We start from the raw sequence: 25,166 nt of genomic DNA on the forward strand, positions 1-25,166 counted from the left end.
CCCCTTCCATTAATACCCCCAGGGGGTATCAATGGAGGTGTCCACGGAAACGGAAACGGATCGAGGCGAGAGCCATGACAGAGCTCGCACACCACGGACACGCTGCCCACACCGCGCCGCCCGGAGCGCGCGACGCCCACCGCGCCCGGGACCGGCACGCCGGGCACGGGCCGCACGGTGAGATCTTCCGTCGCAGATTCTGGGTGAGCCTGGTCCTCGCGGTTCCGATCGTGGCGTTCAGCGCCATGTTCGCCGACCTGCTCGGCTACGCGCTGCCAGACGCCGCGTGGGCCGGATGGGTCTCGCCCGTCCTCGGCACGATCGTCTTCGCCTACGGCGGCAGTCCCTTCCTCGTCGGCGGGTGGAACGAGCTGCGGGACCGGCGGCCCGGAATGATGCTGCTCATCGCCATGGCCATCAGCGTCGCGTTCGCGGCGTCCTGGGTGACCACGCTCGGGCTGGGCGGGTTCGACCTCGATTTCTGGTGGGAACTGGCGCTGCTGATCGTGATCATGCTGCTCGGGCACTGGCTCGAGATGCGGGCGCTGGGCTCGGCGTCGCGCGCGCTCGACGCCCTGGCCGCGATGCTGCCCGACACCGCCGAGAGGGTGACCGCGGACGGCGTCGTGCAGGTCGCCCTCGCCGACCTGGCCGTCGGCGACGTCGCGCTGGTACGCGCCGGGGCGCGCGTCCCGGCCGACGGCACGGTCGTCGACGGGCGCGCCGACGTGGACGAGTCGATGATCACCGGCGAGTCCCGCGCCGTGCCCCGCGCGGTCGGCGACACCGTCGTCGCCGGCACGGTCGCCACCGACAGTGCACTGCGCGTCCGCATCTCCGCGGTGGGGGAGGACACCGCGCTCGCCGGCATCCAGCGCATGGTCGCCGACGCGCAGGCCTCGTCCTCGCGGGCCCAGGCGCTCGCGGACCGGGCCGCCGCCTTCCTCTTCTACTTCGCCACCGTCGCCGGCGTCCTCACCTTCGCGGTGTGGACGCTGCTCGGCAACGTCGACGAGGCCGTCGTCCGTACCGTCACGGTCCTGGTCATCGCGTGCCCGCACGCGCTGGGCCTGGCCATCCCGCTCGTGATCGCCATCTCGACCGAGCGCGCCGCCCGCGCCGGCGTACTCGTCAAGGACCGGCTGTCGCTGGAGCGGATGCGCGGCGTGGACGTCGTCCTGTTCGACAAGACCGGGACCCTGACCCAGGGGCGGCACGTCGTCACCGACGTCGTCGCCACCGCCGGCACCACCGAGGACGACCTGCTGACCCTGGCCGCCGCGGTCGAATCCGACAGCGAGCACCCGGTGGCCCGCGCCGTCGTCGCCGCCGCGGGAGGACGAGTCATGTTGCCGACGAAGGATTTCCGCTCCCTGCCCGGACGCGGGGTGCGGGCCGTGGTGGACGGGGCGACCGTGTTCGTCGGCGGTCCGGCCGTGCTCGCGGACCTGCGGGCGCACGTTCCCGCCGACGTCGCGGCCGCGACGGACCGCTGGGTCGCCCGCGGCGCGTCGGTGCTGCACGTCGTGCGCGACGGCACGGTGCTCGGAGCCGTCGCGCTCGAGGATGCGGTGCGCGAGGAGTCGCGGCAGGCGATCGACGCCCTGCACGCGCGCGGGGTGAAGGTCGCCATGATCACCGGGGATGCGCGGCAGGTGGCCGACGCCGTCGCCGCCGACCTCGGTATCGACGAGGTGTTCGCGAACGTGCTGCCCGAAAACAAGGACGCGAAGGTCGCCGAGTTGCAGGCCCGCGGGCACCGCGTCGCGATGGTCGGTGACGGGGTCAACGACGCGCCGGCGCTGGCGCGGGCCGACGTCGGCATCGCGATCGGCGCGGGCACCGACGTCGCCGTCGAGTCGGCCGGCGTGGTCCTGGCCGCGGACGATCCGCGCGCCGTGCTATCGGTGATCGCACTGTCGCGGGCGAGCTACCGCAAGATGTGGCAGAACCTGGCCTGGGCCACCGGGTACAACGTCGTCGCGGTGCCCCTCGCGGCCGGTGCGCTGGCCTTCGCCGGGGTGGTCCTGCCGCCTGCGGTCGCTGCCGTGCTCATGTCGGTCTCCACGATCGTCGTGGCACTGAACGCGCAGTTGCTGCGCCGGCTGGAGCTGGATCCGGCGAAGGTCGCAGCCCGGAGCTGAGACGACCGTCGCGCGACGCGACGAAAGGGGCCCCGCCGCCGTCCCGATCAGCGGCGGGGCCCCTTCTCCTGCGGTCCGGAGCGCGGCCCCCAACCGGCTCCGGCGGGCACCGCCGAATCCCCCGATCGGCCGTGCCGGGCACCACTATGCCGCACGTCGTCGCCGTTGTCTCGAGTAGCATTACGCATCTTTGCCGGGGCCGTTCGGCCGTCCCCTCCCGGGCCGGGAAGCGCGTGAGCGCGACGGCTCGCCGTGAATTCCGTCTTTCACCGGCGCGAGCGCGTCCCGGCGTGTCACGCTCGAACGATGAAGACCAAGACTGCTGTGGTGGCGGCGGTCGCCGCCCTCTTCCTTCTCACCGCCTGCGGATCCGACGACGAGACGTCCGCGCCCGAGAGCACCACCCGCCCGGCCGGCAGCGTCGCCTCCAGCGTCGTCCAACGTGCCGTCGACGCAGCGAAGTTGGGGACCTTCGTCGCAACCTTCCGGACGGGATACCCGAACCTGGCCGACGGTCGGGACGACGCCTCCATCGAGGCGATCGTCACCGAAACCTGTCCCCTGATCGACGACGGCGCACGCGACGAGGAGATCAACAGCCGGGTCGCCGAGCTGTCCGCCAACGGTGCGGTCACCCCCACCGATCAGCAGGTGGACCGCATCACCCAGCTCGTCCGCGCCGCCTGCTGACGGCGAACCCGGTGCCGTTACGGCACACCCGTGTCGGTCCCGTCCGCTACCGTCCCGGCCATGGCACTGAACATCGGCATGATCACCTTCGACAGCGCCGACCCCGGCCCGCTTGCCACGTGGTGGGCCGAGCAGACCGGCGGCCGGATCGAACAGGACAACGACGGCTGGTTCTACATCGTCGGAATGCCCGGCACCGCACAGAAACTCGGGTTCCAGAAGGTGCCGGATCCGACCCCGGGCAAGAACCGGATCCACCTCGACCTGGTGGCGCCCGATCTCGACGCCGAGGTGCGCCGGCTCGTCGAGGCGGGCGCGAACGAGGTGCACCGCCAGGACATGGGCGGGTTCCGGTGGGTGACGCTCACCGACCCGGACGGCAACCAGTTCTGCGTGGCGGGAGGGCACTGAGCGACGCCGGCAGCGCGGCCCCGGGGGCGGGATTCGATCCCGCGCCCGTCGGGGCTGTCGACGGCGTCGCATCCGAACCGACCAGGCGCCGGGCCACCGTCGCCAGGGGGATGTTCGACTGCTGCGAAACCTTCTTCAGCAACTCGAACGCGCCGTCCGCGGTCAGGCCGTGCCGCTCCATGAGGATTCCCTTGGCCTGGCCGATGGCGTCGCGGGTCTCCAGGGCACGGTGCAACTGGCGGTTCTCGGTCGCCAGGGCACGCTGTGCCTGCCGGTAGCGTGGCAACGCGGAACCGAACGCGCGCAGGGCGTGCATCTGTTCCTGCGCCGACACGGCGTCCCCGGCTGCGATCGCCCGCGACAGCGCGTCGAGTGTGTGGTCCAGTTCGGTGATGTCCTCGACGGTCTGCACCACACCGAGCACGCTGTCGCCGTCGACGACGGGGGAGTTGACCGGGCTCCAGACCCTCGGGACGAACCGGTCCGGATCCAGGGGATCGGCGATGTCGTACCGCTGCACCCACATGTTGTGTGTGCGCCGCGACCGCATTGCCCGTTCCAGGGACGTGGCCAGATTGCGGGTACCCGACGCGTCCGGGTCCCCGGGGTTGTCCGGGAACGCCTCGTACACGTAGCGGCCGAGGAGGTCGTCGCGCTCGCGCAGCGCCACCTTCTCCAACGCGGTGTTGACCGCCCGGATCCGCAGGTCGGTGTCCAGCAGCATGTGGGGCGTGGCCGACGCCTCGGGGACCACCCGCTCCGCGAGCCGAGCGAAAGACCATTGTTCGCGCACTGGGCGTCCCTTCCGGCGTCCGACCTCGTCGCCCGGTGGCCGGCAGCGGATCGGTTCGCTTCCGGACGTGTCCTGTGAGTATCCACTGTGTCCGGGACCCGGCGACGGGTCACGCCTCTCGCGGGGGACGGCCCTGGACGCGGCGCGCTCGCGGAGATGCTCCCGGTCGAGCATCACGGACTTGCCGACGCCCGGGGTGCAGGGGCGCGGCCGGGGTGTGTCGAGGCGGGTGCGGTGCGAGGATGCAGCCATGCCTACGACCACGCCTGCCGACGCCCAGGGCCTGTGCAACTTCGTCGATCTGTCGCCGTCGCCGTTCCACGTGTGCGCGACCGTCGCCGCCACCCTCACCGACGCCGGCTTCACGCAGCTCACCGAGACCCAGGTGTGGCCGAGCGAGCCCGGCCGCTACTACCTGCTGCGGGGCGGCTCGTTGATCGCGTGGAGCACCGAGGGCGCCGACGGCGACCCCGCCCGCCCGTTCCGGATCGTCGGCGGCCACACCGACAGCCCCAACCTGCGGGTCAAGCAGCACCCCGACCTCGCCTCGGCGGGCTGGCAACTGGTCGGTCTCGAACCGTACGGGGGAGCATGGCTGAACTCGTGGCTGGACCGCGATCTCGGCGTCTCCGGCCGGCTCACGGTGCGGGCCGGCAACGGTGCCGAGGACGTCCTCGTGCGCGTCGACCGGCCGATCCTGCGCGTCCCCCAGCTCGCCATCCACCTTTCGGAGGACCGCAAGGGCGTGCAACTGGATCCGCAGCGCCACGTCAACGCCGTGTGGGGAGTGGGCACCGCGCCGCGGTCCTTCCTCGCCTTCCTCGCCGAGGCGGTCGAGGTCGAGGCCGACGCGATCCTGGGCTGGGAGCTGATGACCCACGACCTGGCCCCGTCCACCCTGATCGGGGCGGACGCGGACCTCGTCAGCGCGCCGCGGCTGGACAACCAGGGCACCTGCTACGCCGGGACCGCGGCGCTGCTCGCCGCCGTCGGCCACGTCGCCGAGCACGGCGGCCCGGTGCCGCTGCTCGCCCTGTTCGACCACGAGGAGGTCGGCAGCATGTCCGACCGCGGCGCGTTCTCCGACCTGCTGAACACCGTGCTCGAACGGGTCGTGCTGGCCCGCGGCGGGGGCCGCGAGGACTTCCTGCGGACCATGGCCGGCTCGGTGGTGGCCTCCGGCGACATGGCTCACGCCACCCACCCGAACTATCCGGACCGCCACGAACCCGCCCACCGCATCGCGGTCAACGGCGGCCCCGTGCTCAAGGTCAACCAGAACCTGCGCTACGCCACCGACGCCGCCGGCGCCGCCGCGTTCGCGCTCGCCTGCGATCAGGCCGGGGTGCCGCTGCAGCGCTACGTGCATCGCGCCGACCTGCCGTGCGGCTCGACGATCGGCCCCATCACCGCCTCCCGGACCGGACTGACGACCGTCGACGTCGGGGCGCCGCAACTCGCGATGCACTCGGCGCGCGAGCTCATGGGAGCGAAGGACGTCACCGCGTACGCCCGCGCTCTCGGGGCGTTCCTCACTCCGGCGAACTGACCGGCACGGCCCGGCATCCGGTGCCAGACTGAGGGGACAATTCGCCCGACCGCGAACGGTGGTGATCCTGTGACCGGCCCGTCGTTCCCCGACCATCTGCTCACGCTCGCCGAATGGACGGAACTGCCCGAATACGAGCAGTTCCACGTCGAGGTCTGCGAAGGGGTGCTGTCGGCGTCGCCGCGGCCCGGATACCTGCACCAGCACGTCGCGTTCGGGCTCGTCGCTCAGCTCGCCGATCAGCTGCCGAAGGAACTGGCCGTGCTCGGCGACGTGGAGGTGCTGCTCACCGAGTCCCCGCTGACGGTGCGCTGCCCGGACGGCATCGTCGTCGACCGGGCGCTGGTGGACGCCGACCCCGACCGCGCGACGGCCGCCGACGTGCGGCTGGTGGTGGAGGTCATGGCCGAGGGCAGCGTCCGCACCGATCGCGTCACGAAGTTCTCCGAGTACGCCGAGGCGCGCATCCCCGCCTACTGGATGGTCGACCTCGTCGAACCCGCGACGCTGGGGGTGTTCGTGCTCGACGACGGGTGGTATCGCTACGACGGGGAGTACACGGGCAAGGTGACGCTTCCGGCCGCGGGTCACCGGGTGAGCGTGGACCTCGACGCGTTGACGGCGGTGCGGCCGCCGCGGGGCGTCGCACCGGTGGACGGTGCCGGGCGTGCACCCGGATAGACTGGCCGCGGCAGCGCGCGCCCGGCCTGCCGTTTCGATCCCAGAGTGAAGGGACCCGACGCCCAGTGTCACCGCAGGTGGATACCGTCACCCACGCCGCCGAAACCCCCGATGTCGCCCAGCCCTCCCGCGAGCTGGGGCTGAAGGACGACGAGTACGCCCGCATCCGCGAGATCCTGGGCCGCCGTCCCACGGACGCCGAGCTGGCCATGTACTCGGTGATGTGGTCCGAGCACTGCTCCTACAAGTCCTCCAAGGTGCACCTGCGGTACTTCGGGGAGACCACCACCGACGAGATGCGGGCCTCGATGCTCGCGGGTATCGGTGAGAACGCCGGCGTCGTCGACATCGGCGACGGCTGGGCGGTCACCTTCAAGGTCGAATCCCACAACCATCCGTCCTACGTCGAGCCGTACCAGGGCGCCGCGACCGGCGTCGGCGGCATCGTCCGCGACATCATGGCCATGGGCGCCCGCCCGATCGCGGTCATGGACCAGCTGCGCTTCGGCGCCGCCGACGCGCCCGACACCCGTCGCGTCGTCGACGGCGTGGTCCGCGGCGTCGGCGGCTACGGCAACTCCCTCGGCCTGCCCAACGTCGGTGGCGAGACCGTCTTCGACGCCTCCTACGCCGGCAACCCGCTCGTCAACGCGCTGTGCGCCGGAGCGATGCGCAAGGAGGACCTGCACCTGGCGTTCGCGTCCGGCACGGGCAACAAGGTCATCCTGTTCGGTGCGCGCACCGGTCTCGACGGCATCGGCGGCGTCTCCGTCCTGGCGTCGGAGACCTTCGAGGGTGACGAATCTTCTTCCGGCCGGAAGAAGCTGCCGGCGGTGCAGGTGGGGGACCCGTTCACCGAGAAGGTGCTCATCGAGTGCTGCCTCGACCTCTACCGCGAGAAGCTCGTCGTCGGCATCCAGGACCTCGGCGGCGCCGGCCTCGCCTGCGCGACCTCCGAGCTGGCCGCCGCCGGCGACGGCGGCATGCACGTCGCACTCGAGCGGGTCCCGATGCGCGCGAAGGGAATGACGCCCGCCGAGGTGCTCTCGAGCGAGTCCCAGGAGCGCATGTGCGCCGTCGTGACCCCCGAGAACGTCGACGCCTTCATGGCCGTGTGCAAGAAGTGGGACGTGCTCGCCACCGTGATCGGCGAGGTCACCGACGGCGACCGGCTCGTCATCACCTGGCACGGTGAGACCGTCGTCGACGTGCCGCCGCGCACCGTCGCGCACGAGGGCCCGGTGTACCACCGTCCGGTGCAGCGCCCGGAGTCCCAGGACGCGCTCGTCGCGGACACCACCGCCGGACTGCAGCGCCCGCAGACTCCCGAGGAGCTGAAGGCGACCCTGCTGAAGATGATCGGCTCGCCGCAGCTGTGCAGCCGCAAGTGGATCACCGAGCAGTACGACCGGTACGTCCGCGGCAACACGGTGCTCGCCGAGAACGCCGACGCGGGCGTGGTCCGCGTCGACGAGAAGACCGGCCGCGGCATCGCGCTGGCCACCGACGCGTCGGGCCGCTACACCCAGCTGGACCCGTACGCCGGCGCGCAGCTCGCCCTCGCGGAGGCCTACCGCAACGTCGCCGTCACCGGTGCCACCCCCAAGGCCGTGTCCAACTGCCTCAACTTCGGTTCGCCGGAGGATCCGGGCGTGATGTGGCAGTTCCAGCAGGCCGTGCGCGGTCTCGCCGACGGGTGCGCGCAGCTCGGCATCCCCGTCACCGGCGGCAACGTCAGCTTCTACAACCAGACCGGGGCCACCCCGATCCTGCCGACCCCGGTCGTCGCCGTGCTCGGCGTGATCGACGACGTGCACCGGCGCATCCCCACCGGCCTCGGCCTCGAGCCGGGCGAGACCCTGATCCTGCTGGGGGAGACCCGCGACGAGTTCGACGGCTCGATCTGGGCGCAGGTCGAGCACGACCACCTCGGCGGCGTGCCGCCGAAGGTCGACCTCGAGCGGGAGCGGCTGCTCGCCGAGATCCTCACCGCCGGTTCGCGCGACGGCCTGATCTCCGCCGCCCACGACCTCTCCGAGGGCGGCCTCGCGCAGGCGGTCGTGGAGGCCGCGCTGGCCGGCGAGACCGGCTGCCGGATCCTGCTGCCGGAGGACGCGGATCCGTTCGTGACCCTGTTCTCCGAGTCCGCCGGCCGGGTGCTGGTGGCGGTGCCGCGCACCGAGGAGACCCGCTTCACCGGCATGTGCACGGCGCGCAACATGCCGTGGGTGCGGATCGGGGTCGTCGACGAGGGCTCCGACTCCGTCGAGGTGCAGGGCCGGTTCTCGGTCTCGATGGCCGAACTGCGAGAGGTCTACGAGGGCACACTGCCGGCGTTGTTCGGGTGAGCGATGGTCGGATCCCAGGTCGATCGGCTGGCGTTGATCGAGGCCCGGCAGGGCCGGATCATCGACGCGGTCACCGAATTCGGTGACCGTCATCCCCACACCGCCCAGGTGTGGGGACTGCTGAGCCTGGATTTCACCGGCATCGCCTTCGCGGCCCTGTTCTTCTGCTGGTCGCTGAGCCCGTCGCTGCTGCCCCGCGACTGGTTGTTCCAGGGCATCATCGGCGGCATCAACGTCGCCATCGGCTACGGCGTGGGATGTGCCGTCGGCTGGGCCGGTTACCGGCTGCTGCTGGCGAACCGACCGTGGTGGCCGCCGCCGCTGCCCGTGCTGCGGGCGATCAAGGTCGCGGTCCCGGTCGCGGCCGTGCTCGCGTCGCTGGTGGCCCTGGTGTTCGCCTCGCGGCAGCAGCGTCAGCTCGCCGCGCTGATGACCGCCGAGGGCACCACCACCAGCGGGTACCTGCGGACCCTGGTGCTCGCCGCCGCCGTCGCGATCACCCTGATCGCCACCTGGCGGGGGCTGCGCGAACTCGCGGGGATCGTCGCGTGGCAACTGGTGCGGCGCCTGCGCATGCCGCCGGATGCGGCTCGCTCGCTCGGTGCGCTGCTGGTGGTGCTGGTGATCTTCATGCTGATCGACGGTGTGCTGGCCCGAGGTGCGTACGCGGGACTCAACGTGGTGTTCGGTCTTCAGAACAGCGAGACCCGCCCCGGCATCACGCAGCCGCTCGTGCCCGAGAAGTCCGGAAGCCCGGAGTCGTTCGCGGCGTGGGACACGCTCGGCTACCAGGGCCGCGACTTCGTCGGCCGGGGACTGAGCGCCGCGGAGCTGACCGCCATCAACGGTGCCCCGGCGAAGGAACCGATCCGGGTCTACGCCGGACTCGAGACCGCCGACACCCCCGAGGCGCGTGCCGACCTGGTGATCGACGAGCTCGAACGCACCGACGCGTTCGACCGCGAGGTGCTCGTCGTCATCCCGACCACCGGCACCGGATGGGTCAATCCGACCGCGGCGATGATGATGGAGCTCGTCCACAACGGCGACGTCGCCCTCGTCGCGTGGCAGTACTCGTACATGCCGAGCTGGATCTCGTTCCTCGCCGACCGCGAGAAGGCCGCCGCCGCGGGCGACATGCTGATCGACCGGGTGCACAACCGGTGGCTCGCCCAGGCCGCCGAGCATCGCCCGAAGCTGTACCTGTACGGGGAGAGCCTCGGAACCCAGTCGGGGGAGGGTGCTTTCGGCACGCTCGCCGAGATCCGCGACACCGTCGACGGCGTCCTGTGGGTCGGTCCGCCCAACTCGAACCGCCTGTGGCGGCAGCTCGTCACCCGGCGCGACCCGGGCACCACCGAGGTCGAGCCGGTGTACGCGGACGGCCTGGTGGTGCGCTTCGCCGACAACCGCGCGTCGATCGGGGAACCCGACACCCAATGGTTGTTCCCCCGGATCCTGTACCTGCAGCACGCGTCCGATCCGGTGGTGTGGTGGTCCCCGGACCTGATCTTCAGCCGGCCGGACTGGCTGTCCGAACCGCCCGGACCCGATCGGCTGCCGCAGATGCGGTGGTTCCCGTTCGTGACCTTCTGGCAGGTCTCGGCGGATCTGACCAACGCCGCGGGGGTGCCCGACGGTCACGGCCACAACTACGGCACCACGGTGCTCGACGGCTGGCTCGCGATCGCCCGGCCCGAGGGCTGGGCGGAGGCCGACACCGAGCGGGTGCGGTTCGCGCTGACCGTCATCGACGACCTGCAGGGACCGGAGAAGTGAGCCGGCCGGGACGGGCTCACCGCCGGCCGTGGCTCGGTCCGGCCGTCGCCGCGGCGGTCGTCGGCTGGGGTGCGGTGCTGCCGGCCACGCACCTCGGGCCGCGGGGGCGGGCCGTGCTGTCCGCAGCGGTCGGCGCCGCGGCGGTGAGCGCGGCGCGGGCCTCGGGCCTGGAACGGGCGACGCTGGGGCTGGACCCGGTGCACCTGGTGTCCGGCGCCCGCTGGGGTGCGGCCGCCGCGACCGTCCCGCTCGCCGCCTACGGGGTGATGCTGGCCGTCCCGTCGCTGCGTGCCCGGCTCGTCGACGAGGCCCGCGCCGAACGCGAGGACTTCTACGAATGGGTGGGCCTGCACATTCCCTTCGGCACCGTCGCCGCCGAGGAACTCCTGTTCCGCAGCGTTCTCGCGGCGCTGCTCGGTCCGGGCGGGGCGGGGTCCGGCCTGCACGCGGCGGCCTTCGGGCTGTGGCACGTGCGGCCCGCGAGGGACGCCGGTCACCACGTGCTCGGAACCGTGCTGGTCACCGGACTCTCGGCGGTGGTCTTCGACGGGCTGCGCCGGCGCAGCGGCAGCGTCCTCGCACCGGCACTGCTGCACCTGGCCCTCAACGCCGGCGGGGCCGTGGCCGTCCGCCTGGCCGGCCTGCCGCCCGAGGAGGACGCCGCCGCGCCGCGGCGGCGTTAGGCTGGCTCTCCGTGGCACCGCGCAGACCCGTCGACCCCGCCGAACTCCGCGCCGCCCTGCTCCGGGTCGGTCCGTGGTTGCGGGCGGAGACCGACGACGCGCCCGCCCGCACCGACCTCGCGACGGCCGTGCGCCTGAGCGCCCGCGCCCTCGAACAGGTGGCGCCCGGATCCAGCGTCGAGGTCCGGGTGCCGCCGTTCGTGGCGGTGCAGTGCATCGAGGGACCCCGCCACACCCGGGGCACCCCGCCCAACGTGGTCGAGACCGACCCGCGGACGTGGCTGCGGCTGGCCACCGGTCTCGTCGGCTTCGCCGACGCGGCCGCCGAGGGATCGCTGGACGCGTCCGGCAGCCGGGCGGGAGAAATCGCGCACTGGATGCCGCTGCTGCGGTTGTGAGTGGGGGCTACGGGACGCCGGATGGTGCCCCGGCGGCCCGTCGGCGCGGGGCACCCTCGCGCGACCCGTAGAATGGTGTTGCTTCTCTTCTGTCCAGCCCCCAGGGAGCACCCCGGTGACCAGTGCCGATCTGTCGGTCCACACACGTAATCTCCTCGCAGCCGAGGAACCTGAGAACGAACCTCGCGAGGAGTGCGGAGTCTTCGGAGTGTGGGCTCCGGGCGAGGATGTGTCCAAGCTCACGTACTACGGCCTCTATGCGCTGCAGCACCGCGGCCAGGAGGCGGCCGGCATCGCCGTCGCCGACGGCTCGCAGGTCCTCGTCTTCAAGGATCTCGGGCTGGTGAGCCAGGTCTTCGACGAGCAGACGCTCGCCGCCATGCCCGGTCACATCGCGATCGGGCACTGCCGCTACTCGACCACCGGGTCGACCACCTGGGAGAACGCCCAGCCGATCTTCCGCACCACCGCGGCCGGCACCGGCGTCGCGCTCGGCCACAACGGCAACCTGGTCAACACCGCCGAACTCGCCCAGCGCGCACGCGAGCTGGGCCTCGGCGAGGACCGACGGGCGGTCACGGCGACCACCGACTCGGACATCGTCGGCGCGCTGCTCGCGCACGCCGCCGCCGACAGCACCGTCGAGCAGGCGGCCCTCGAGCTGCTGCCGACCCTGCGTGGTGCCTTCTGCCTCACCTTCATGGACGAGCACACGCTCTACGCCGCCCGCGACCCGTGGGGAATCCGGCCGCTGTGCCTGGGCCGCCTGGACCGCGGCTGGGTGGTGGCCAGCGAGACCGCCGCGCTCGACATCGTCGGTGCGTCCTTCGTGCGCGACATCGAGCCCGGCGAGCTGCTCGCCATCGACGCCGACGGCGTCCGCTCGACCCGCTTCGCGAACCCCGAGCCCAAGGGCTGCGTGTTCGAGTACGTCTACCTCGCGCGGCCGGACTCGACGATCGCGGGCCGCTCGGTGCACGCGACCCGCGTCGAGATCGGCCGGCGCCTGGCCAAGGAACACCCGGTCGATGCGGACCTCGTCATCCCGGTTCCCGAGTCGGGCACCCCGGCCGCCGTCGGCTACGCCCAGGGCTCCGGCATCCCCTACGGCCAGGGCCTGATGAAGAACGCCTACGTGGGCCGCACCTTCATCCAGCCGAGCCAGACCATCCGGCAGCTCGGCATCCGGCTCAAGCTCAATCCGCTGCGCGAGGTGATCCGCGGCAAGCGGCTCGTCGTCGTCGACGACTCGATCGTGCGCGGCAACACTCAGCGCGCCCTGATCCGCATGCTCCGCGAGGCCGGTGCGCTCGAGATCCATGTGCGGATCGCGTCGCCGCCGGTGAAGTGGCCGTGCTTCTACGGCATCGACTTCGCGTCCCCGGCCGAGCTGATCGCCAACGGCGGCGGCACCCGCGACGCCTCCGAGCGGACCGGGCACGACTTCGACGAGATGGTGGAGATGGTGCGCCGTTCGATCGGTGCGGACTCCCTCGGGTACATCTCGATCGACGGGATGATCGGCGCCACCGAGCAGCCCGCATCGCGCCTGTGCGCCGCGTGCTTCGACGGGCACTACCCGATCGCGCTGCCGAAGGAGCACGCCGTCGGAAAGAACGTGCTCGAAGGCATGCTCGGCGGGGCCGCGGGCACCGCGCCGGTGCTCGACAACGACAACGCGGACGCGTTGAGCCGCCCCTAGACCCACCCGCCGCCGCGATGGCGGCGGCCACGGTTTCGCGTCGTCGCGCGTCGGCGGTCCGACCCGGTCAGGTACCTTGAGGTGCGCGATCGGCGGGCTTCGGCGTGCGTACGCGCGCCCGGCAGCGATGCCGACACACCTGTTCACCACAACTCGAGGCTGGAGCCGACAACCCATGACCGAGGACACAACCCCCGGAGCTTCCTACGCAGCGGCGGGCGTGGACATCGAGGCCGGCGATCGAGCCGTCGAACTGTTCGCACCGCACGCGAAGAAGGCGACCCGCCCGGAGGTGCTCGGCGGCCTCGGCGGATTCGCGGGTCTGTTCGCGCTCAAGGGTGACTACAAGGAACCGCTGCTCGCGGCGTCCACCGACGGCGTCGGCACCAAGCTCGCCGTCGCGCAGGCCCTCGACAAGCACGACACGGTGGGTCTCGACCTCGTCGCGATGGTCGTCGACGACCTCGTGGTCTGTGGCGCCGAGCCGCTCTTCCTGCAGGACTACATCGCGGTCGGTCGCGTGGTGCCCGAGCGGGTGGCCGAGATCGTCGGCGGCATCGCGGCCGGCTGCGTCCAGGCCGGCTGCGCGCTGCTCGGCGGCGAGACCGCCGAGCACCCCGGCGTGATGGCCGACGGGGACTACGACCTGTCCGCCACCGGTGTCGGCGTCGTCGAGGCCGACAGGCTGCTCGGACCCGACCGGGTGCGCCCGGGCGACGTGGTCATCGCCATGGGCTCGTCGGGCCTGCACTCGAACGGATACTCGCTGGCGCGCAAGGTCCTTCTCGACATCGGCAAGATGAGCCTGACGGCACACGTCGACGAGTTCAGCCGCACCCTCGGCGAGGAACTGCTCGAGCCGACCCGGATCTACGCGAAGGACTGCCTCGCGCTGGCCGCCGAGACCGAGGTCCGTACCTTCTGCCATGTCACCGGCGGAGGACTCGCGGGGAACCTGGCCCGCGTGATGCCGAAGGGACTCGTCGCCGAACTCGACCGCACCACGTGGAGCCCGGCTCCGGTGTTCGGGCTCATCGCCCAGCGCGGCCGCGTCGAGCGGGCCGAGATGGAGAAGACCTTCAACATGGGCGTCGGCATGGTCGCGATAGTCGCGCCCGAGGACGTCGACCGGGCCCTCGCGGTGCTCACCGCGCGGCACATCGACTGCTGGACCCTGGGCACCGTGCGCAAGTCGCAGGACCAGGACGACGTGCGGGCCGTGCTGGTGGGCGACCACCCGCGGTTCTGACCCGGCGCCGGCCCGAGTCCGGCATCCGGAAACGCTCCACCCCCGGAAACTCTTCACACCCGAAACACGCAGCGCCCGGGCCGTTCAGGACGGCCCGGGCGCTGCGCGTCGTGGTGATGAAGAAGTTTTCGGGATCGCCTCACCTCCCGACCGGGTCCGCAGTGCTGTGCGGGATCCGGTCGGCGGGGAGGGGTGCCCAGCGGGAGGGGGGAGTCGGTGGTCCGACTCCCCCCTCCCGTGCGTGAGGCTCGGGTCAGCGACGCCAGTCGTCGTCGTAGTCGTCGTCCCAGGCGGAACGACCATCCGGCCCGGAACGCTGGTCCGCAAAGACCTCGTCCCGGTGCGAGTTGGGTGTACCGCCAGACAGTTCCCGCTGGAGGCTCTCGAAGTCGGTGGCCGGTGAGCTGTACTTGAGCTCCCGTGCAACCTTGGTCTGCTTTGCCTTAGCCCGGCCGCGGCCCATGGCTAACCCCCTCGCGCTTTGACGGGGCGGCCTGGGGAATTTGGCGGCCCCGGTTAATTGAGTATTTTCCTGGCCACCACTCTAGCGTGCAAAAGTCGGTTCCGCCTCCACACACCTGGTTGCGGCAGTGTCCGATTGGTCTCACCCCCAGGCGACCTGGGCAAATGCGGTACTCCGGTGGCGCTCAGAGCACCCCGGGGATCGCCCGCACCGTGCCGACCCGGATGCCGCCGCCGAGCACCGGCTGCGAGGCGAGGTCGGCGTGGTCCTCGGACCACGTCACGCCGAGGTGGTGCAGCAGGGCGGCCGTGAGGGGGATCGCCGGGCCCGCTCGTGGCCGTCGTCGATCTTGAGGGCGAATGCGGTGCCGTCCGGCAGGGCGCCCGCGTGCACGCCGTCCGCACCGGCCTTGCACAGCAGCCCCGGCACCGCGGGCATCAGCCGGGCGTCGTCCTTGCCGCTGCCCGAGACGAGGCGCGGATGACGCCGGATCGCGTCGGCGACGGCCCGTTCCGGCGTCCCGGGCGCGGCCGTTGCCAGCCGCGAATAGGCGCGGGCGAGGTTGAACAGCGGTAGCGGCACGATCGGCAGACCGCACCCGTCGATTCCGAGATCGGTGTCCTCCACGTCGCCGGCGAGCTCGAGGATCGTCTCGACCACGGCCTGCTGCAGCGGATGGGCGGAGTCGAGGTAGCCCGGCTCGTCCTGCTCGGCGCGGACGGGCCAGCCGTTCGCGGCGCACGTCGCGAGCATCGCCGCGTGCTTGCCGGAGCAGTTCATGTACACCGTCCGCCGCGGGTGGCCGGCGGCGACGATCGTCGCGCGGGCCGGTTCGTTGCCCGGCAGGTCCGGCGGGCACTGCAGGTCGTCCTCGGTGAACCCGTGCCCGGCGAGCAGCGCCTGCACGAGCCGGACGTGGACCTCCTCGCCCTCGTGGGAGGCCGTCGCGATGGCCAGTTCCTCCGTCGACCGGGGCACGAATCCGTGGCGCAGCAGTGCCACCGCCTGCAGCGGCTTGTTCGACGAACGCGGGTAGACGGGCGTGTGGATCTCTCCGAGGGCGATCCGCACCTCACCGTCCGGCCCGACCACGACGAGCGAGCCGCGGTGCACGCATTCGCGGAATCCCGACCGCACCACTTCCACGAGTTCGACGCTCAATACTCCACCTGCACCTCTCGTCCGGCGACTCGTCTGCGAGCCTTGTCGGCGACACTAGGGGACAAGTCGGCCTGCCGTTCGAGCATCACCGCGATCCGCGCCGGGTCCCGGCCGGTGAACAGCTCCCGCACGGTCACCCCGTGCTCGGGCACGTGCACGACGGCGATCCCGTCGCCCGCCTCGACCGGGCCCTCGACGATCACCTTCAGGTACGCGCCGATGTCGCCGCGGGCCGCGAACCGCTTCACCCAGCCCGGTTCCTGCGCCCACACCCCGAACGTGCCGCACGGGGTGCGCGGTCCGGTGACCTCGAGGAGCAGGCCGGCGGAGCCGATCCGCCAGCGCTCGCCGATCACGGCATCCGACGTGGCGATCCCGCTCACGCGCAGGTTCTCGCCGAACCAACCCGCGGGCAGTTCGCGGCCGAGCTCGTCGGCCCAGCGCCGTGCCTCGTCCTCGGCGTACGCGTAGACGGCCTTGTGGCGGCCGCCGTGGTGGGCGGTGTCGCACTGCCGGTCGCCGTGCAGGCCGAGCTGCCGGACCTGCACGGGCCCGGGCACGGGACGCTTGTCGACGGCTGTGTACGGAACGCGGCGGGTGCCGCTGTCGCGGACGGCGTGCACCACGCAGACCGCCTCGACCCGGCCGGTCGGGACGTACGGGTGGCTCACCGCCCGCGGAGCCGTTCCACGGCGAGCCGGCCGGCCTGCACGGCGGCGTCGTCGGGCACCGAGTCCGGATCGATCGCCGCGGCGCAGGGTCCGGCGACGAGCGCCGTACCGACGGGAACGTTCCGCTTGACGAGGGCCAGCGCGACGGGGCCGAGCTCGAAGTGGTCGACGACGGTGCCCACCCGGCCGACGGCGCGACCGTCGGCGGTCACCGGGTCGCCGGGTTCGGGCCGGCCCTCGGCGGAACCGTCGAGGTGCAGCAGGACGAGGTGCCGGGGCGGCTTGCCGAGGTTGTGCACCCGCGCGACCGTCTCCTGCCCCCGGTAGCAGCCCTTGTCGAGATGGACGGCGCCGTGCTCGGCCGGGCCGCCGATCCAGCGGGCCTCGTGCGGGATGGTGCGCTCGTCGGTGTCGAGGCCGATGCGCGGGCGCAGCGAGACGACCCGCAGCGCCTCGAACGCCCAGGTGCCCGCCGGGCGGGCACCGGCGTCGACGAGGGCGGTGAACACGTCGGCGAGCCGTTCGCGGGGTACGAGAAGGTCCCAGGCGTCGTCGGTGGGCCAGGGCATGCGCCGGACGAGTCCGCCCCCGGGCAGCGCGGCCGCGGCGTAGACGTCGGCGGGCAGGGCGTCGATGCCCAGCGCGGCCAGGACGGGGGCATCGCCGGCGTGCGGACCGAGCAGGGTCAGCACGGCCAATTCGTTGCCGTCCCGCGGCTCGGCCTTGGACCAGAACACCATCTTCGTGAGGAACGCGAGCAGGTCCGGTCCGCGCTGCGGCTCGGTGTCGATCCAGGTGACGCCGTCGAGATCGGTCTGCACGAAGTGGTGCTCGACGCGGCCCTGCGCATCGAGGCTGAGGTTCTCCGCCGAGGTGCCGTCGCGCAGCTGCGCGACGTGCTGACTCGAGATGGTGTGCAGCCAGCTCAGGCGCTCCTCGCCGGGAACGGCGACGACGAACCGGGTCGAGCGGTCGACGACGGCCACGCCGGTGAGGGCGGCGCGCTGTTCACCGAACGGGTCGCCGTAGTGCCACGGCAGCCCCGCGTCGGGGGTGCCGGCCGGCGCAGGGACGGCGCCGGGGCGGGCAAGGAGTGGGCTGTCGGTCACGGAGGGAGTGTCGGCCACGACACCAGTCTAGGAGCGCGGGTCTGTACCGGGAGGAATGGATAGGGTGTGCGCATGGCTGAGCGGGTGCTGGTGACGCTGGACGGCGAGGTTCGGGACGCGGATGTGCCGCTGCTGCATGCGGACGACATCGGGGTGCTGCGCGGCGACGGGGTGTTCGAGACGCTCCTCGTGCGTGGCGGGCGGGCACGCACCGTCGAACAGCACCTGAGCCGGCTCGTGTCGTCCGCCGCGGCGGCGGGACTGCCGGCCCCCGAGCGCGACGACTGGCGGCTGGCGATCGAGGTCGCGATCGAGCAGTGGGACGCGGAGCGGGAAGGGGCGCTGCGCCTGGTATACACCCGCGGCCGGGAGGGCGGCAGTGAACCGACCGCGTTCCTGTTGCTGACGCCGGTGGCCGAACGGGTGTACAAGGCCCGCAAGGACGGGGTGTCCGTGGTGACGCTCGAGCGCGGTTACTCGGTGGATCTCGCGTCGAAGGCGCCGTGGCAGCTGCTCGGGGCCAAGACCCTGTCCTACGCGACGAACATGGCGGCGCTGCGGCACGCCGAGTCGCTCGGCGCCGACGATGTGATCTACATCAGCAGCGAGGGGTATGTGTTGGAGGGGCCACGTTCGTCGGTCCTCATCGCGCGCGGCCGCACGCTCATCACTCCGCCGCCGGAGCAGGGGATCCTGCCCGGCACCACGCAGCAGGCGCTGTTCGACGTCGCGGGCGACCACAATTTCGTGGTGCGGTACGAGCCGGTCCGTCCTGCGGATCTTGTTGTGGCGGAAGGTGTTTGGCTCGTCTCGAGCGTTGCTCTGGCGGCGCGGGTGCACACCCTCGACGGGCATGCTCTGTCCCGCCGTGCCCTGGTCGGCGAGGTCGAGGCGTTGGTGGACGCCGCGGTCGAGTGAGCGCCGGCTCCGCCGCCACGGACCGGCCGGGGAGGTGCCGATCGCGCGATCGCAAGCATGTGTCGGTCGACACCGTCGACGCTTCTGTCCACTTCTACTACTGTTAGTAGTAACAAGGTCTCCGGCGCGTGCGGCGGATGGTCCCTTGTGCACAGAGTCCGAGGCCCCGAGCCCGCGCCCCGGATTCGGAGCCTGTCCCTGGGCGTCACCTCGGAGTAGCCATGGATGTGTTGGACCTGTCCCGGTGGCAGTTCGGCATCACCACCGTCTATCACTTCATTCTCGTCCCGCTGACCATCGGTCTCGCCCCGCTCATCGCGATCATGCAGACCATGTGGGTGGTCACGAAGAAGGACCACTGGTACCGCCTGACGAAGTTCTTCGGCAAGCTCTTCCTCATCAACTTCGCCCTCGGCGTGGCCACCGGCATCGTCCAGGAGTTCCAGTTCGGCATGAACTGGAGCGAATACTCCCGCTTCGTCGGGGACGTCTTCGGCGCCCCGCTGGCGCTCGAGGGCCTGGTGGCGTTCTTCCTCGAGTCGACCTTCCTGGGCCTATGGATCTTCGGATGGGGCCGGCTGCCGAAACTGGTCCACCTGGCGACGATCTGGCTGGTCGCGATCGGCGTGAACGCCTCCGCGTACTTCATCATCTCGGCCAACTCGTTCATGCAGCACCCCGTCGGCGCGACGTACAACCCCGAGACCGGGCGTGCGGAGCTGACGAGCATCTGGGAACTGCTGACCAACAACACCGCGCTCGCGGCGTTCCCCCACACCGTCGCCGGGGCGTTCCTCACCGCCGGCACCTTCGTCGCGGGCATCGCCGGCTGGTGGATGGTGCGCAACATGCGGCGCGCCGCGCAGGCCGAGCCGGTCGAGGCCGACCGGCTCGAGGGTGAGGCCCGCGGGATGTTCCGCCCCGCCGCCCGCCTCGGCATGCTGGTCATGATCGTCTCCGGTGTCGCGCTCTTCGTCAGTGGCGACATCCAGGCGAAGCTCATGTTCGAACAGCAGCCGATGAAGATGGCGTCGGCGGAGTCGTTGTGCCACACCGAGACCGACCCCAAGTTCTCGGTCCTGACGATCGGCACGCACAACAACTGCGACGGTGTCATCCACGTCCTCGAGGTGCCGTTCGTGCTGCCGTACCTCGCACAGGGCGAGTTCACCGGCGTCACCCTGCAGGGCGTCGAAGACCTGCAGGACCAGTACGAGGAGCAGTTCGGCCCCGGCAACTACCGGCCCAACCTGTTCGTCACCTACTGGTCGTTCCGCGCCATGATCGGCCTGGCCGCCGGTTCGGCCGCGCTGGCCCTGGCCGGGCTGTGGGTCACCCGCCGCGGCCGCGTCCCCGACCAGAAGTGGTTCGGCTGGTTGAGCATCCTCGCCATCCCCACGCCGTTCCTGGCCAACAGCGCCGGCTGGATCTTCACGGAGATGGGACGCCAGCCGTGGGTCGTGCACCCCAACCCGACGGGCGTGGACATGATCCGGCTCACCGTCGACCAGGGCGTGTCGAACAACTCGTCCGGCGCCGTGATCGCCTCGCTGGTGGCCTTCACCGTCGTCTACGGCGCGCTCGGCGTCGTATGGTTCTGGCTGATCCGCCGCTACACCATCGAGGGCCCGTTGCCGCACGACGCCCACCCGCCGGGTGAGCACGACGACGAACCCGACGACACCGGCCGGCCCAAGCAGCTGTCCTTCGCGTACTAGGAGATCGGTCATGGGACTTCAAGAGGTCTGGTTCGTCCTGATCGCGGTGCTGTTCACCGGGTACTTCGTGCTCGAGGGTTTCGACTTCGGTGTCGGCATGCTGATGCCGGTGCTCGGCCGGGGCCGCACCGAGACGGCCGACACCCGCCGCCGGGTGTTGCTCAACACCATCGGACCGGTATGGGACGGCAACGAGGTGTGGCTGCTCACCGCGGGCGGCGCGATGTTCGCCGCGTTCCCCGAGTGGTACGCGACCCTGTTCTCCGGGTTCTACCTGCCGCTGCTGCTGATCCTGCTCGGCCTCATCGTCCGGGTCGTGGCGATCGAGTACCGCGGCAAGATCGACGACCCCACCTGGCGAAGGCGCTGCGACTGGGGCATCGTCTTCGGCTCCTGGGTGCCGGCCGTGCTGTGGGGCGTGGCGTTCGCGAACATCGTCCGCGGCGTCGCCATCGACGAGAACAAGCAGTACATCGGCGGCTTCTTCGACCTGCTGAACCCGTACGCGCTGCTCGGCGGCGCCACCACCGCGCTGGTGTTCGCGCTGCACGGCGCGGTCTTCATCGCCCTGAAGTCCGCCGACGAGGTACGCGAGGACGCCGTGAAACTCGCCGCCCGGCTCGCCGTTCCGGCGGTCGTCGTGGCCGGTGTCTTCGTGGTGTGGACGCAGCTCGCCTACGGCAAGACCTGGACGTGGCTCGTCGTCGGCGCCGCGGCGGCCGCGCTGCTCGCCGTCGTCGTCCTCACCCGCGCGGAGCGCGAGGGCTGGGCGTTCGTGTTCACCACCGTCGCCATCGTCGGCACCGTCGTCCTGCTGTTCGGCTCGCTGTTCCCGAACGTCATGCCGTCCACGCTCGGCGACAGCCTGTCGCTGACGATCGAGAACGCGTCGTCGAGCCCGTACACGCTGAAGGTCATGACGTGGGCCGCGGTGATCGTCACCCCGGTGGTCCTGATCTACCAGGGGTGGACGTACTGGGTGTTCCGCCAGCGCATCTCCACCAAGCACATCCCGAGGTCCATCGGCCTGTCGCTCGGGACGAAATGACCGCGCCCGTCGACGCCCCGGTGCGTCCGTTCGGCTCCGCCCCCGGAGCGTCGGACGCGCCGCGGCGTCGCGGGCCGATCGACCCACGGTTGTGGCGTTACTCCGCCACCGCACGCGGCTATCTGGCGCTCGCCGTCGTCACGGCCTCGATCAACGTCGCGATGATCGTCGTGTCCGCACTCGCGATCGGTGCGGTCCTCGCCGGGGTGCTCACCACCGGCTCCACCGACCTCGGCGCATGGCGGACCGAACTGCTGACCCTGGCCGCGGCCGTCACCGTCCGGACCCTCGTCACGTGGGTGCAGTCCCGGTTCGCGCACCGCTCGGCGAGCCGGGTCGTCGCCGAACTCGAGCACGAGGTGCTCGCGGCGGCGACCCGGTTGCCGCCGCGCGAACTCGAACCACGCCGCGACGAGATCGCCACCGTGCTCACCCGCGGGCTCGGCGGGCTCTCCGAGTACCTCACCGGGTACGTGCCGGCCCTCCTGCTCGCCGTCACGCTCACCCCGATCACAGTGGTGGTCATCGCCTTCCAGGACCTCACCTCGGCGATCATCGTCGTCGTGACGCTGCCGCTCATCCCGGCGTTCATGATCCTCATCGGGCTGCTGACCAAGGGCAAGGCCGACCGCACGCTCCGAACCATGACGACGCTGTCGGCCCAGCTGCTCGACCTGATCGCCGGTCTGCCCACGCTGCGCGCGCTCGGCCGCGAGCAGGGGCCGGCGCAGAAGGTGCGCGAACTCGGCGACGACCACCGCCGCACCACCATGTCGGCGCTGCGCGTGGCCTTCCTGTCCGGCACCGTGCTCGAATGGCTCGCCACCCTCTCCGTCGCGCTGATCGCGGTGAGCATCGGCCTGCGCCTCGTCTACGGCGACATGGCCCTCGAGGCGGGCATCGTCGCGCTGATCCTCGCCCCCGAGGCGTATCTGCCGCTGCGCACGGTGGGCGCGAAGTTCCACGCTGCCGAGGACGGCAAGGCCGCCGCCGAGCGCGCCTTTACAATCCTCGACCGCGCCCCCGCGACCACCTCGGGACCGGAGTGCGCCGAATTCGATGCCACCGCAGCCGAACTGACGTTGACCGGCCTCAGTGTCGCGAGCCGCGACGGCTACGCCCCGTTCCGGCTCGACGCCGTGTGCCGGCCGGGTGCCGTGACCGTGCTGACCGGAGCGAACGGCTCGGGCAAGTCGACGGCGCTGCTCGCCGTCCTCGGCCTCGCCGCGCCGGTGGAGGGCCGGGTCGAGGTCGGTGGCCGTCCCGTGGTGGCCGACGACGCGTGGTGGGGGCAGGTGGCGTGGCTGCCCCAGCGGCCCGTGCTGCTCCCCGGCACGCTGGCCGACAACCTGCGCCTCACCGGCGTGGACCTCACCACCGCCGGGATCGACGACATCTGTGCGGCAACGGGATTCGACGAAGTACTCGAAGAGCTCCCGGACGGCTGGGGCACCGTCGTCGGCGCCGGCGGCAGCGGGCTGTCGCTCGGGCAGCGGCAACGGCTCGCCCTCGTCCGCACCCTCGCCGCGGACCGGCCCGTGCTGCTGCTGGACGAGCCGACCGCCCACCTCGACGACGCGACCGAGGCCACGGTCCTGGCGACGGTGCGGGAACTGGCCCGTCGCGGACGCACCGTGGTGATCGTCGCGCACCGCCCGAGCATCCTGGCGATCGCCGACACCGTCGTCCGGGTCTGCTCCCACAGCGACGCGACCTCCGGCACGGGGGAGCGGTGATGAACGATCTGCGTCGCGCGATGGCGCTGCTCGAACTGCGCCCCGGCCGGGTCGCCGCCGCCGTCGCCGCCGGCGTCGCCACCCTGGGCAGCGCCCTCGCGCTGGCGGGCCTGTCGGCCTGGCTGATCATCCGTGCGTGGCAGATGCCGCCGGTGCTGGACCTGACGGTCGCCGTCGTCGCGGTGCGGGCCCTGGGCATCTCCCGCGGCCTGTTCCGCTACCTCGAGCGGCTCGCCGGCCACGACACCGCGCTGCGCGGCACCACGGCCGCTCGCACCCGGCTCTACCGGCGCCTCGCAGACGGCGACCCGGTCGCCTCCGCCGGCCTGCGCCGCGGGGACCTGCTCGCCCGCACCGGCGCCGACGTCGACGCCCTCGGGGACGTGGTGGTCCGGGCGCTGGTGCCCATCGCCGTCGCCGCGGTGCTCGCCCTCGCCGCCGTCGGCTGGCTCGCCCTGATCTCCCCGGCCGCGGCGGCGGTCCTCGCCGTCGCACTGCTCGTCACCGGCGTCGCGGCCCCCTGGCTGTCCGCCCGCGCCGCGGCCCGCGCCGAGGCCGACAGCGCCGCCGCCCGCGTCCGGTTCTCCCGCGACGCGGTCACCGCGCTCGACCACGCCGCCGAGCTGCGGGTCGCGGGCCTGCTCCCGCAGGCTGTCGGCCGGGCGCACCGCGCCGGCGTGGACGCGGTGCGGGCCACCGACCGCGCGGCCGTCCCCGCCGCGTACGCGGAGGCCGCCGCCCCCCTCGCGGTCGGGGCGAGCGTCCTGGGGTCGCTGCTCGTCGGCATCACGGTCTTCGCCGAAGGCGGGATGAGCCCGATGTCCCTCGGGATCCTCGTGCTGCTGCCCCTGTCCGCGTTCGAAGCCGGCGCGGCGCTGCCCGGCGCCGCCGTCACCCTCACCCGCGCCCGGATCGCGGCGCGCCGCGTCGTCGACCTGCTCGACCGCGCCGACCGGCCGGTGCCGCACGGCACCCGGCCCGTCGCGGACCCGTGTCACCTGCGTGCCGTCGATCTGCGCAGCGGCTGGCCCGGCGGACGGGACGCCGGGCCCCTCACGCTCGACCTGCCACCCGGCGCGCGCGTCGCCCTCGTCGGGAGCAGCGGCAGCGGCAAGACCAGCACGCTGATGACCCTCGCGGGGTTGCTCGAGCCCGTCGCCGGGACGGTCACCCTCGGCGGCGTGCCGCTCGCCGAGCTCGAACCGGCAGCCCTGCGCCAGAAGGCAGGATTCTTCGCCGAGGACGCCCACCTGTTCGAGACGTCCGTGCTGGAGAACCTGCGGGTGGCCCGCGGCGACCTCACCGAGGCCGAGGCGCTGGACATGCTCGGCGACGTCGGGCTGGGGGAGTGGTTGGCCGGGCTTCCCGACGGACTGCACAGCACCCTGGCCGGCGGTGCGCGGGCTGTCTCCGGGGGCCAGCGGCGCCGGTTGCTGCTCGCGCGGGCCCTCGTGTCCCCCGCGCGGGTGCTGCTGCTCGACGAGCCGACCGAGCATCTCGACGCCGTCGACGGCGCACAGTTGCAGCGGCTGCTGCTGGACCGGGACGCCGGGTTCGTCGCGCCCGAGCGCACCGTCGTCGTCGTCACGCACCAACTGCCCGGCGACACCGCGGCCGACCTCGTCGTTCGCCTGGGGAAAAACTCGTTGCCCGCGGTCTGAGCGGGGCGTACTTTCGGGCGTACACGAGAAAGGAGGTGGTCTGAATTGAAGTATCGGACACGTGAGGTGGCTGCGCGCTAGCCGCTGTCATCGACGACGGGATTGTCGACCGCTGCAGCGGCCGGCGAATACCACGCAGTCACCCGGCCCCCGAGCCTCCCGGTCTGTCCGACCGGGAATCGCCGAGACGATCCGTCCCGGCGTAGCGCTCGGGGGCCGTTCGCGTGCGTGGGCGGAGACCGTGCGCGGGCCGC

At 72.0% G+C, this 25,166-nt stretch carries 20 protein-coding genes and 1 pseudogene; 16 read left to right on the plus strand and 5 right to left on the minus strand.

The genetic code is table 11. The annotated features are described in order from the left end of the window. Positions 1-74: 74 nt before the first annotated feature. The 3 genes from ACWPOB_RS02100 to ACWPOB_RS02110 all read left to right on the plus strand — a co-directional run bounded on the left by ACWPOB_RS02100 (position 75) and on the right by ACWPOB_RS02110 (position 3,245). Positions 75-2,144 carry a copper-translocating P-type ATPase gene (locus tag ACWPOB_RS02100; protein ID WP_455399753.1) on the plus strand — a complete coding sequence of 690 codons (2,070 nt, stop codon included), beginning with the start codon at positions 75-77 and terminating at the stop codon, positions 2,142-2,144. Between the two features lie 324 nt (positions 2,145-2,468). Beyond that, a complete protein-coding gene (locus tag ACWPOB_RS02105; protein WP_100057370.1) occupies positions 2,469-2,834 on the plus strand; it encodes a hypothetical protein in 366 nt (121 codons plus the stop codon). Positions 2,835-2,894: 60 nt separating this feature from the next. Further along, a complete protein-coding gene (locus ACWPOB_RS02110; RefSeq protein WP_100057371.1) occupies positions 2,895-3,245 on the plus strand; it encodes a VOC family protein in 351 nt (116 codons plus the stop codon). Here the strand turns inward: ACWPOB_RS02110 and ACWPOB_RS02115 are convergent. Beyond that, on the minus strand, positions 3,199-4,038 hold the full coding sequence (locus tag ACWPOB_RS02115; RefSeq protein WP_100057372.1) for an ANTAR domain-containing protein: 840 nt from the start codon (positions 4,036-4,038) through the stop codon (positions 3,199-3,201). The genes ACWPOB_RS02110 and ACWPOB_RS02115 overlap by 47 nt on opposite strands. A 250-nt stretch (positions 4,039-4,288) precedes the next feature. Between ACWPOB_RS02115 and ACWPOB_RS02120 the strand changes: the two genes are divergently transcribed. The 8 genes from ACWPOB_RS02120 to purM all read left to right on the plus strand — a co-directional run bounded on the left by ACWPOB_RS02120 (position 4,289) and on the right by purM (position 14,427). Continuing rightward, positions 4,289-5,587 carry a M18 family aminopeptidase gene (locus tag ACWPOB_RS02120; protein WP_100057373.1) on the plus strand — a complete coding sequence of 433 codons (1,299 nt, stop codon included), beginning with the start codon at positions 4,289-4,291 and terminating at the stop codon, positions 5,585-5,587. A 69-nt stretch (positions 5,588-5,656) separates the two neighbouring features. After that, positions 5,657-6,268 (plus strand): Uma2 family endonuclease, encoded by a 612-nt coding sequence (locus tag ACWPOB_RS02125; RefSeq protein WP_100057374.1) that lies wholly within the window; start codon positions 5,657-5,659, stop codon positions 6,266-6,268. 65 nt (positions 6,269-6,333) lie between these two features. Beyond that, on the plus strand, positions 6,334-8,616 hold the full coding sequence (gene purL, locus ACWPOB_RS02130) for a phosphoribosylformylglycinamidine synthase subunit PurL (protein ID WP_100057375.1): 2,283 nt from the start codon (positions 6,334-6,336) through the stop codon (positions 8,614-8,616). Positions 8,617-8,619: 3 nt separating this feature from the next. Beyond that, positions 8,620-10,395 (plus strand): alpha/beta hydrolase, encoded by a 1,776-nt coding sequence (locus ACWPOB_RS02135; protein ID WP_455399754.1) that lies wholly within the window; start codon positions 8,620-8,622, stop codon positions 10,393-10,395. Further along, a complete protein-coding gene (locus tag ACWPOB_RS02140) occupies positions 10,392-11,078 on the plus strand; it encodes a CPBP family intramembrane glutamic endopeptidase (RefSeq protein WP_455399755.1) in 687 nt (228 codons plus the stop codon). Before ACWPOB_RS02135 ends, ACWPOB_RS02140 begins: the two co-directional genes overlap by 4 nt. 11 nt (positions 11,079-11,089) lie before the next feature. Continuing rightward, positions 11,090-11,476, plus strand: coding sequence for a sterol carrier family protein (locus ACWPOB_RS02145; RefSeq protein WP_006930223.1), 387 nt, complete (start codon positions 11,090-11,092; stop codon positions 11,474-11,476). 115 nt (positions 11,477-11,591) lie between these two features. Further along, on the plus strand, positions 11,592-13,178 hold the full coding sequence (gene purF, locus ACWPOB_RS02150) for an amidophosphoribosyltransferase (RefSeq protein ID WP_100056893.1): 1,587 nt from the start codon (positions 11,592-11,594) through the stop codon (positions 13,176-13,178). 175 nt (positions 13,179-13,353) lie between these two features. Then, positions 13,354-14,427 (plus strand): phosphoribosylformylglycinamidine cyclo-ligase, encoded by a 1,074-nt coding sequence (gene purM / locus ACWPOB_RS02155; RefSeq protein WP_006930215.1) that lies wholly within the window; start codon positions 13,354-13,356, stop codon positions 14,425-14,427. A 253-nt stretch (positions 14,428-14,680) separates the two neighbouring features. Here purM and ACWPOB_RS02160 read toward each other — a convergent pair whose 3' ends face one another. The 4 genes and pseudogenes from ACWPOB_RS02160 to ygfZ all read right to left on the minus strand — a co-directional run bounded on the left by ACWPOB_RS02160 (position 14,681) and on the right by ygfZ (position 17,849). Continuing rightward, positions 14,681-14,890, minus strand: coding sequence for a DUF3073 domain-containing protein (locus tag ACWPOB_RS02160; protein ID WP_006930206.1), 210 nt, complete (start codon positions 14,888-14,890; stop codon positions 14,681-14,683). A gap of 184 nt (positions 14,891-15,074) precedes the next feature. Beyond that, a pseudogene (locus ACWPOB_RS02165) lies at positions 15,075-16,051 on the minus strand (asparaginase). Beyond that, positions 16,048-16,722 (minus strand): MOSC domain-containing protein, encoded by a 675-nt coding sequence (locus tag ACWPOB_RS02170; RefSeq protein WP_100056895.1) that lies wholly within the window; start codon positions 16,720-16,722, stop codon positions 16,048-16,050. Before ACWPOB_RS02170 ends, ACWPOB_RS02165 begins: the two are co-directional and overlap by 4 nt. Beyond that, on the minus strand, positions 16,719-17,849 hold the full coding sequence (gene ygfZ / locus ACWPOB_RS02175) for a CAF17-like 4Fe-4S cluster assembly/insertion protein YgfZ (protein WP_100056896.1): 1,131 nt from the start codon (positions 17,847-17,849) through the stop codon (positions 16,719-16,721). The genes ACWPOB_RS02170 and ygfZ overlap by 4 nt, the downstream gene beginning before the upstream one ends. 54 nt (positions 17,850-17,903) lie before the next feature. Here ygfZ and ACWPOB_RS02180 point away from each other — a divergent pair, with 54 nt between their 5' ends. From ACWPOB_RS02180 to cydC, 5 genes are all read left to right on the plus strand, one after another. After that, positions 17,904-18,749 carry an aminodeoxychorismate lyase gene (locus ACWPOB_RS02180; RefSeq protein ID WP_029541472.1) on the plus strand — a complete coding sequence of 282 codons (846 nt, stop codon included), beginning with the start codon at positions 17,904-17,906 and terminating at the stop codon, positions 18,747-18,749. Between the two features lie 221 nt (positions 18,750-18,970). Continuing rightward, positions 18,971-20,467, plus strand: coding sequence for a cytochrome ubiquinol oxidase subunit I (locus ACWPOB_RS02185; protein ID WP_100056897.1), 1,497 nt, complete (start codon positions 18,971-18,973; stop codon positions 20,465-20,467). Between the two features lie 10 nt (positions 20,468-20,477). Next, positions 20,478-21,515 (plus strand): cytochrome d ubiquinol oxidase subunit II, encoded by a 1,038-nt coding sequence (cydB, locus tag ACWPOB_RS02190; protein ID WP_455399756.1) that lies wholly within the window; start codon positions 20,478-20,480, stop codon positions 21,513-21,515. Continuing rightward, positions 21,512-23,251: a thiol reductant ABC exporter subunit CydD gene (gene cydD, locus ACWPOB_RS02195; RefSeq protein WP_455399757.1), complete on the plus strand. Its 1,740-nt coding sequence runs from the start codon at positions 21,512-21,514 to the stop codon at positions 23,249-23,251. The genes cydB and cydD overlap by 4 nt, the downstream gene beginning before the upstream one ends. Further along, entirely contained in the window at positions 23,251-24,912 is a 1,662-nt protein-coding gene (gene cydC / locus ACWPOB_RS02200) for a thiol reductant ABC exporter subunit CydC (protein ID WP_455399758.1), read from the plus strand. Before cydD ends, cydC begins: the two co-directional genes overlap by 1 nt. The last annotated feature ends 254 nt before the right edge of the window (positions 24,913-25,166 follow it).

It is taken from the genome of Rhodococcus sp. 2H158 (genome assembly GCF_053764755.1).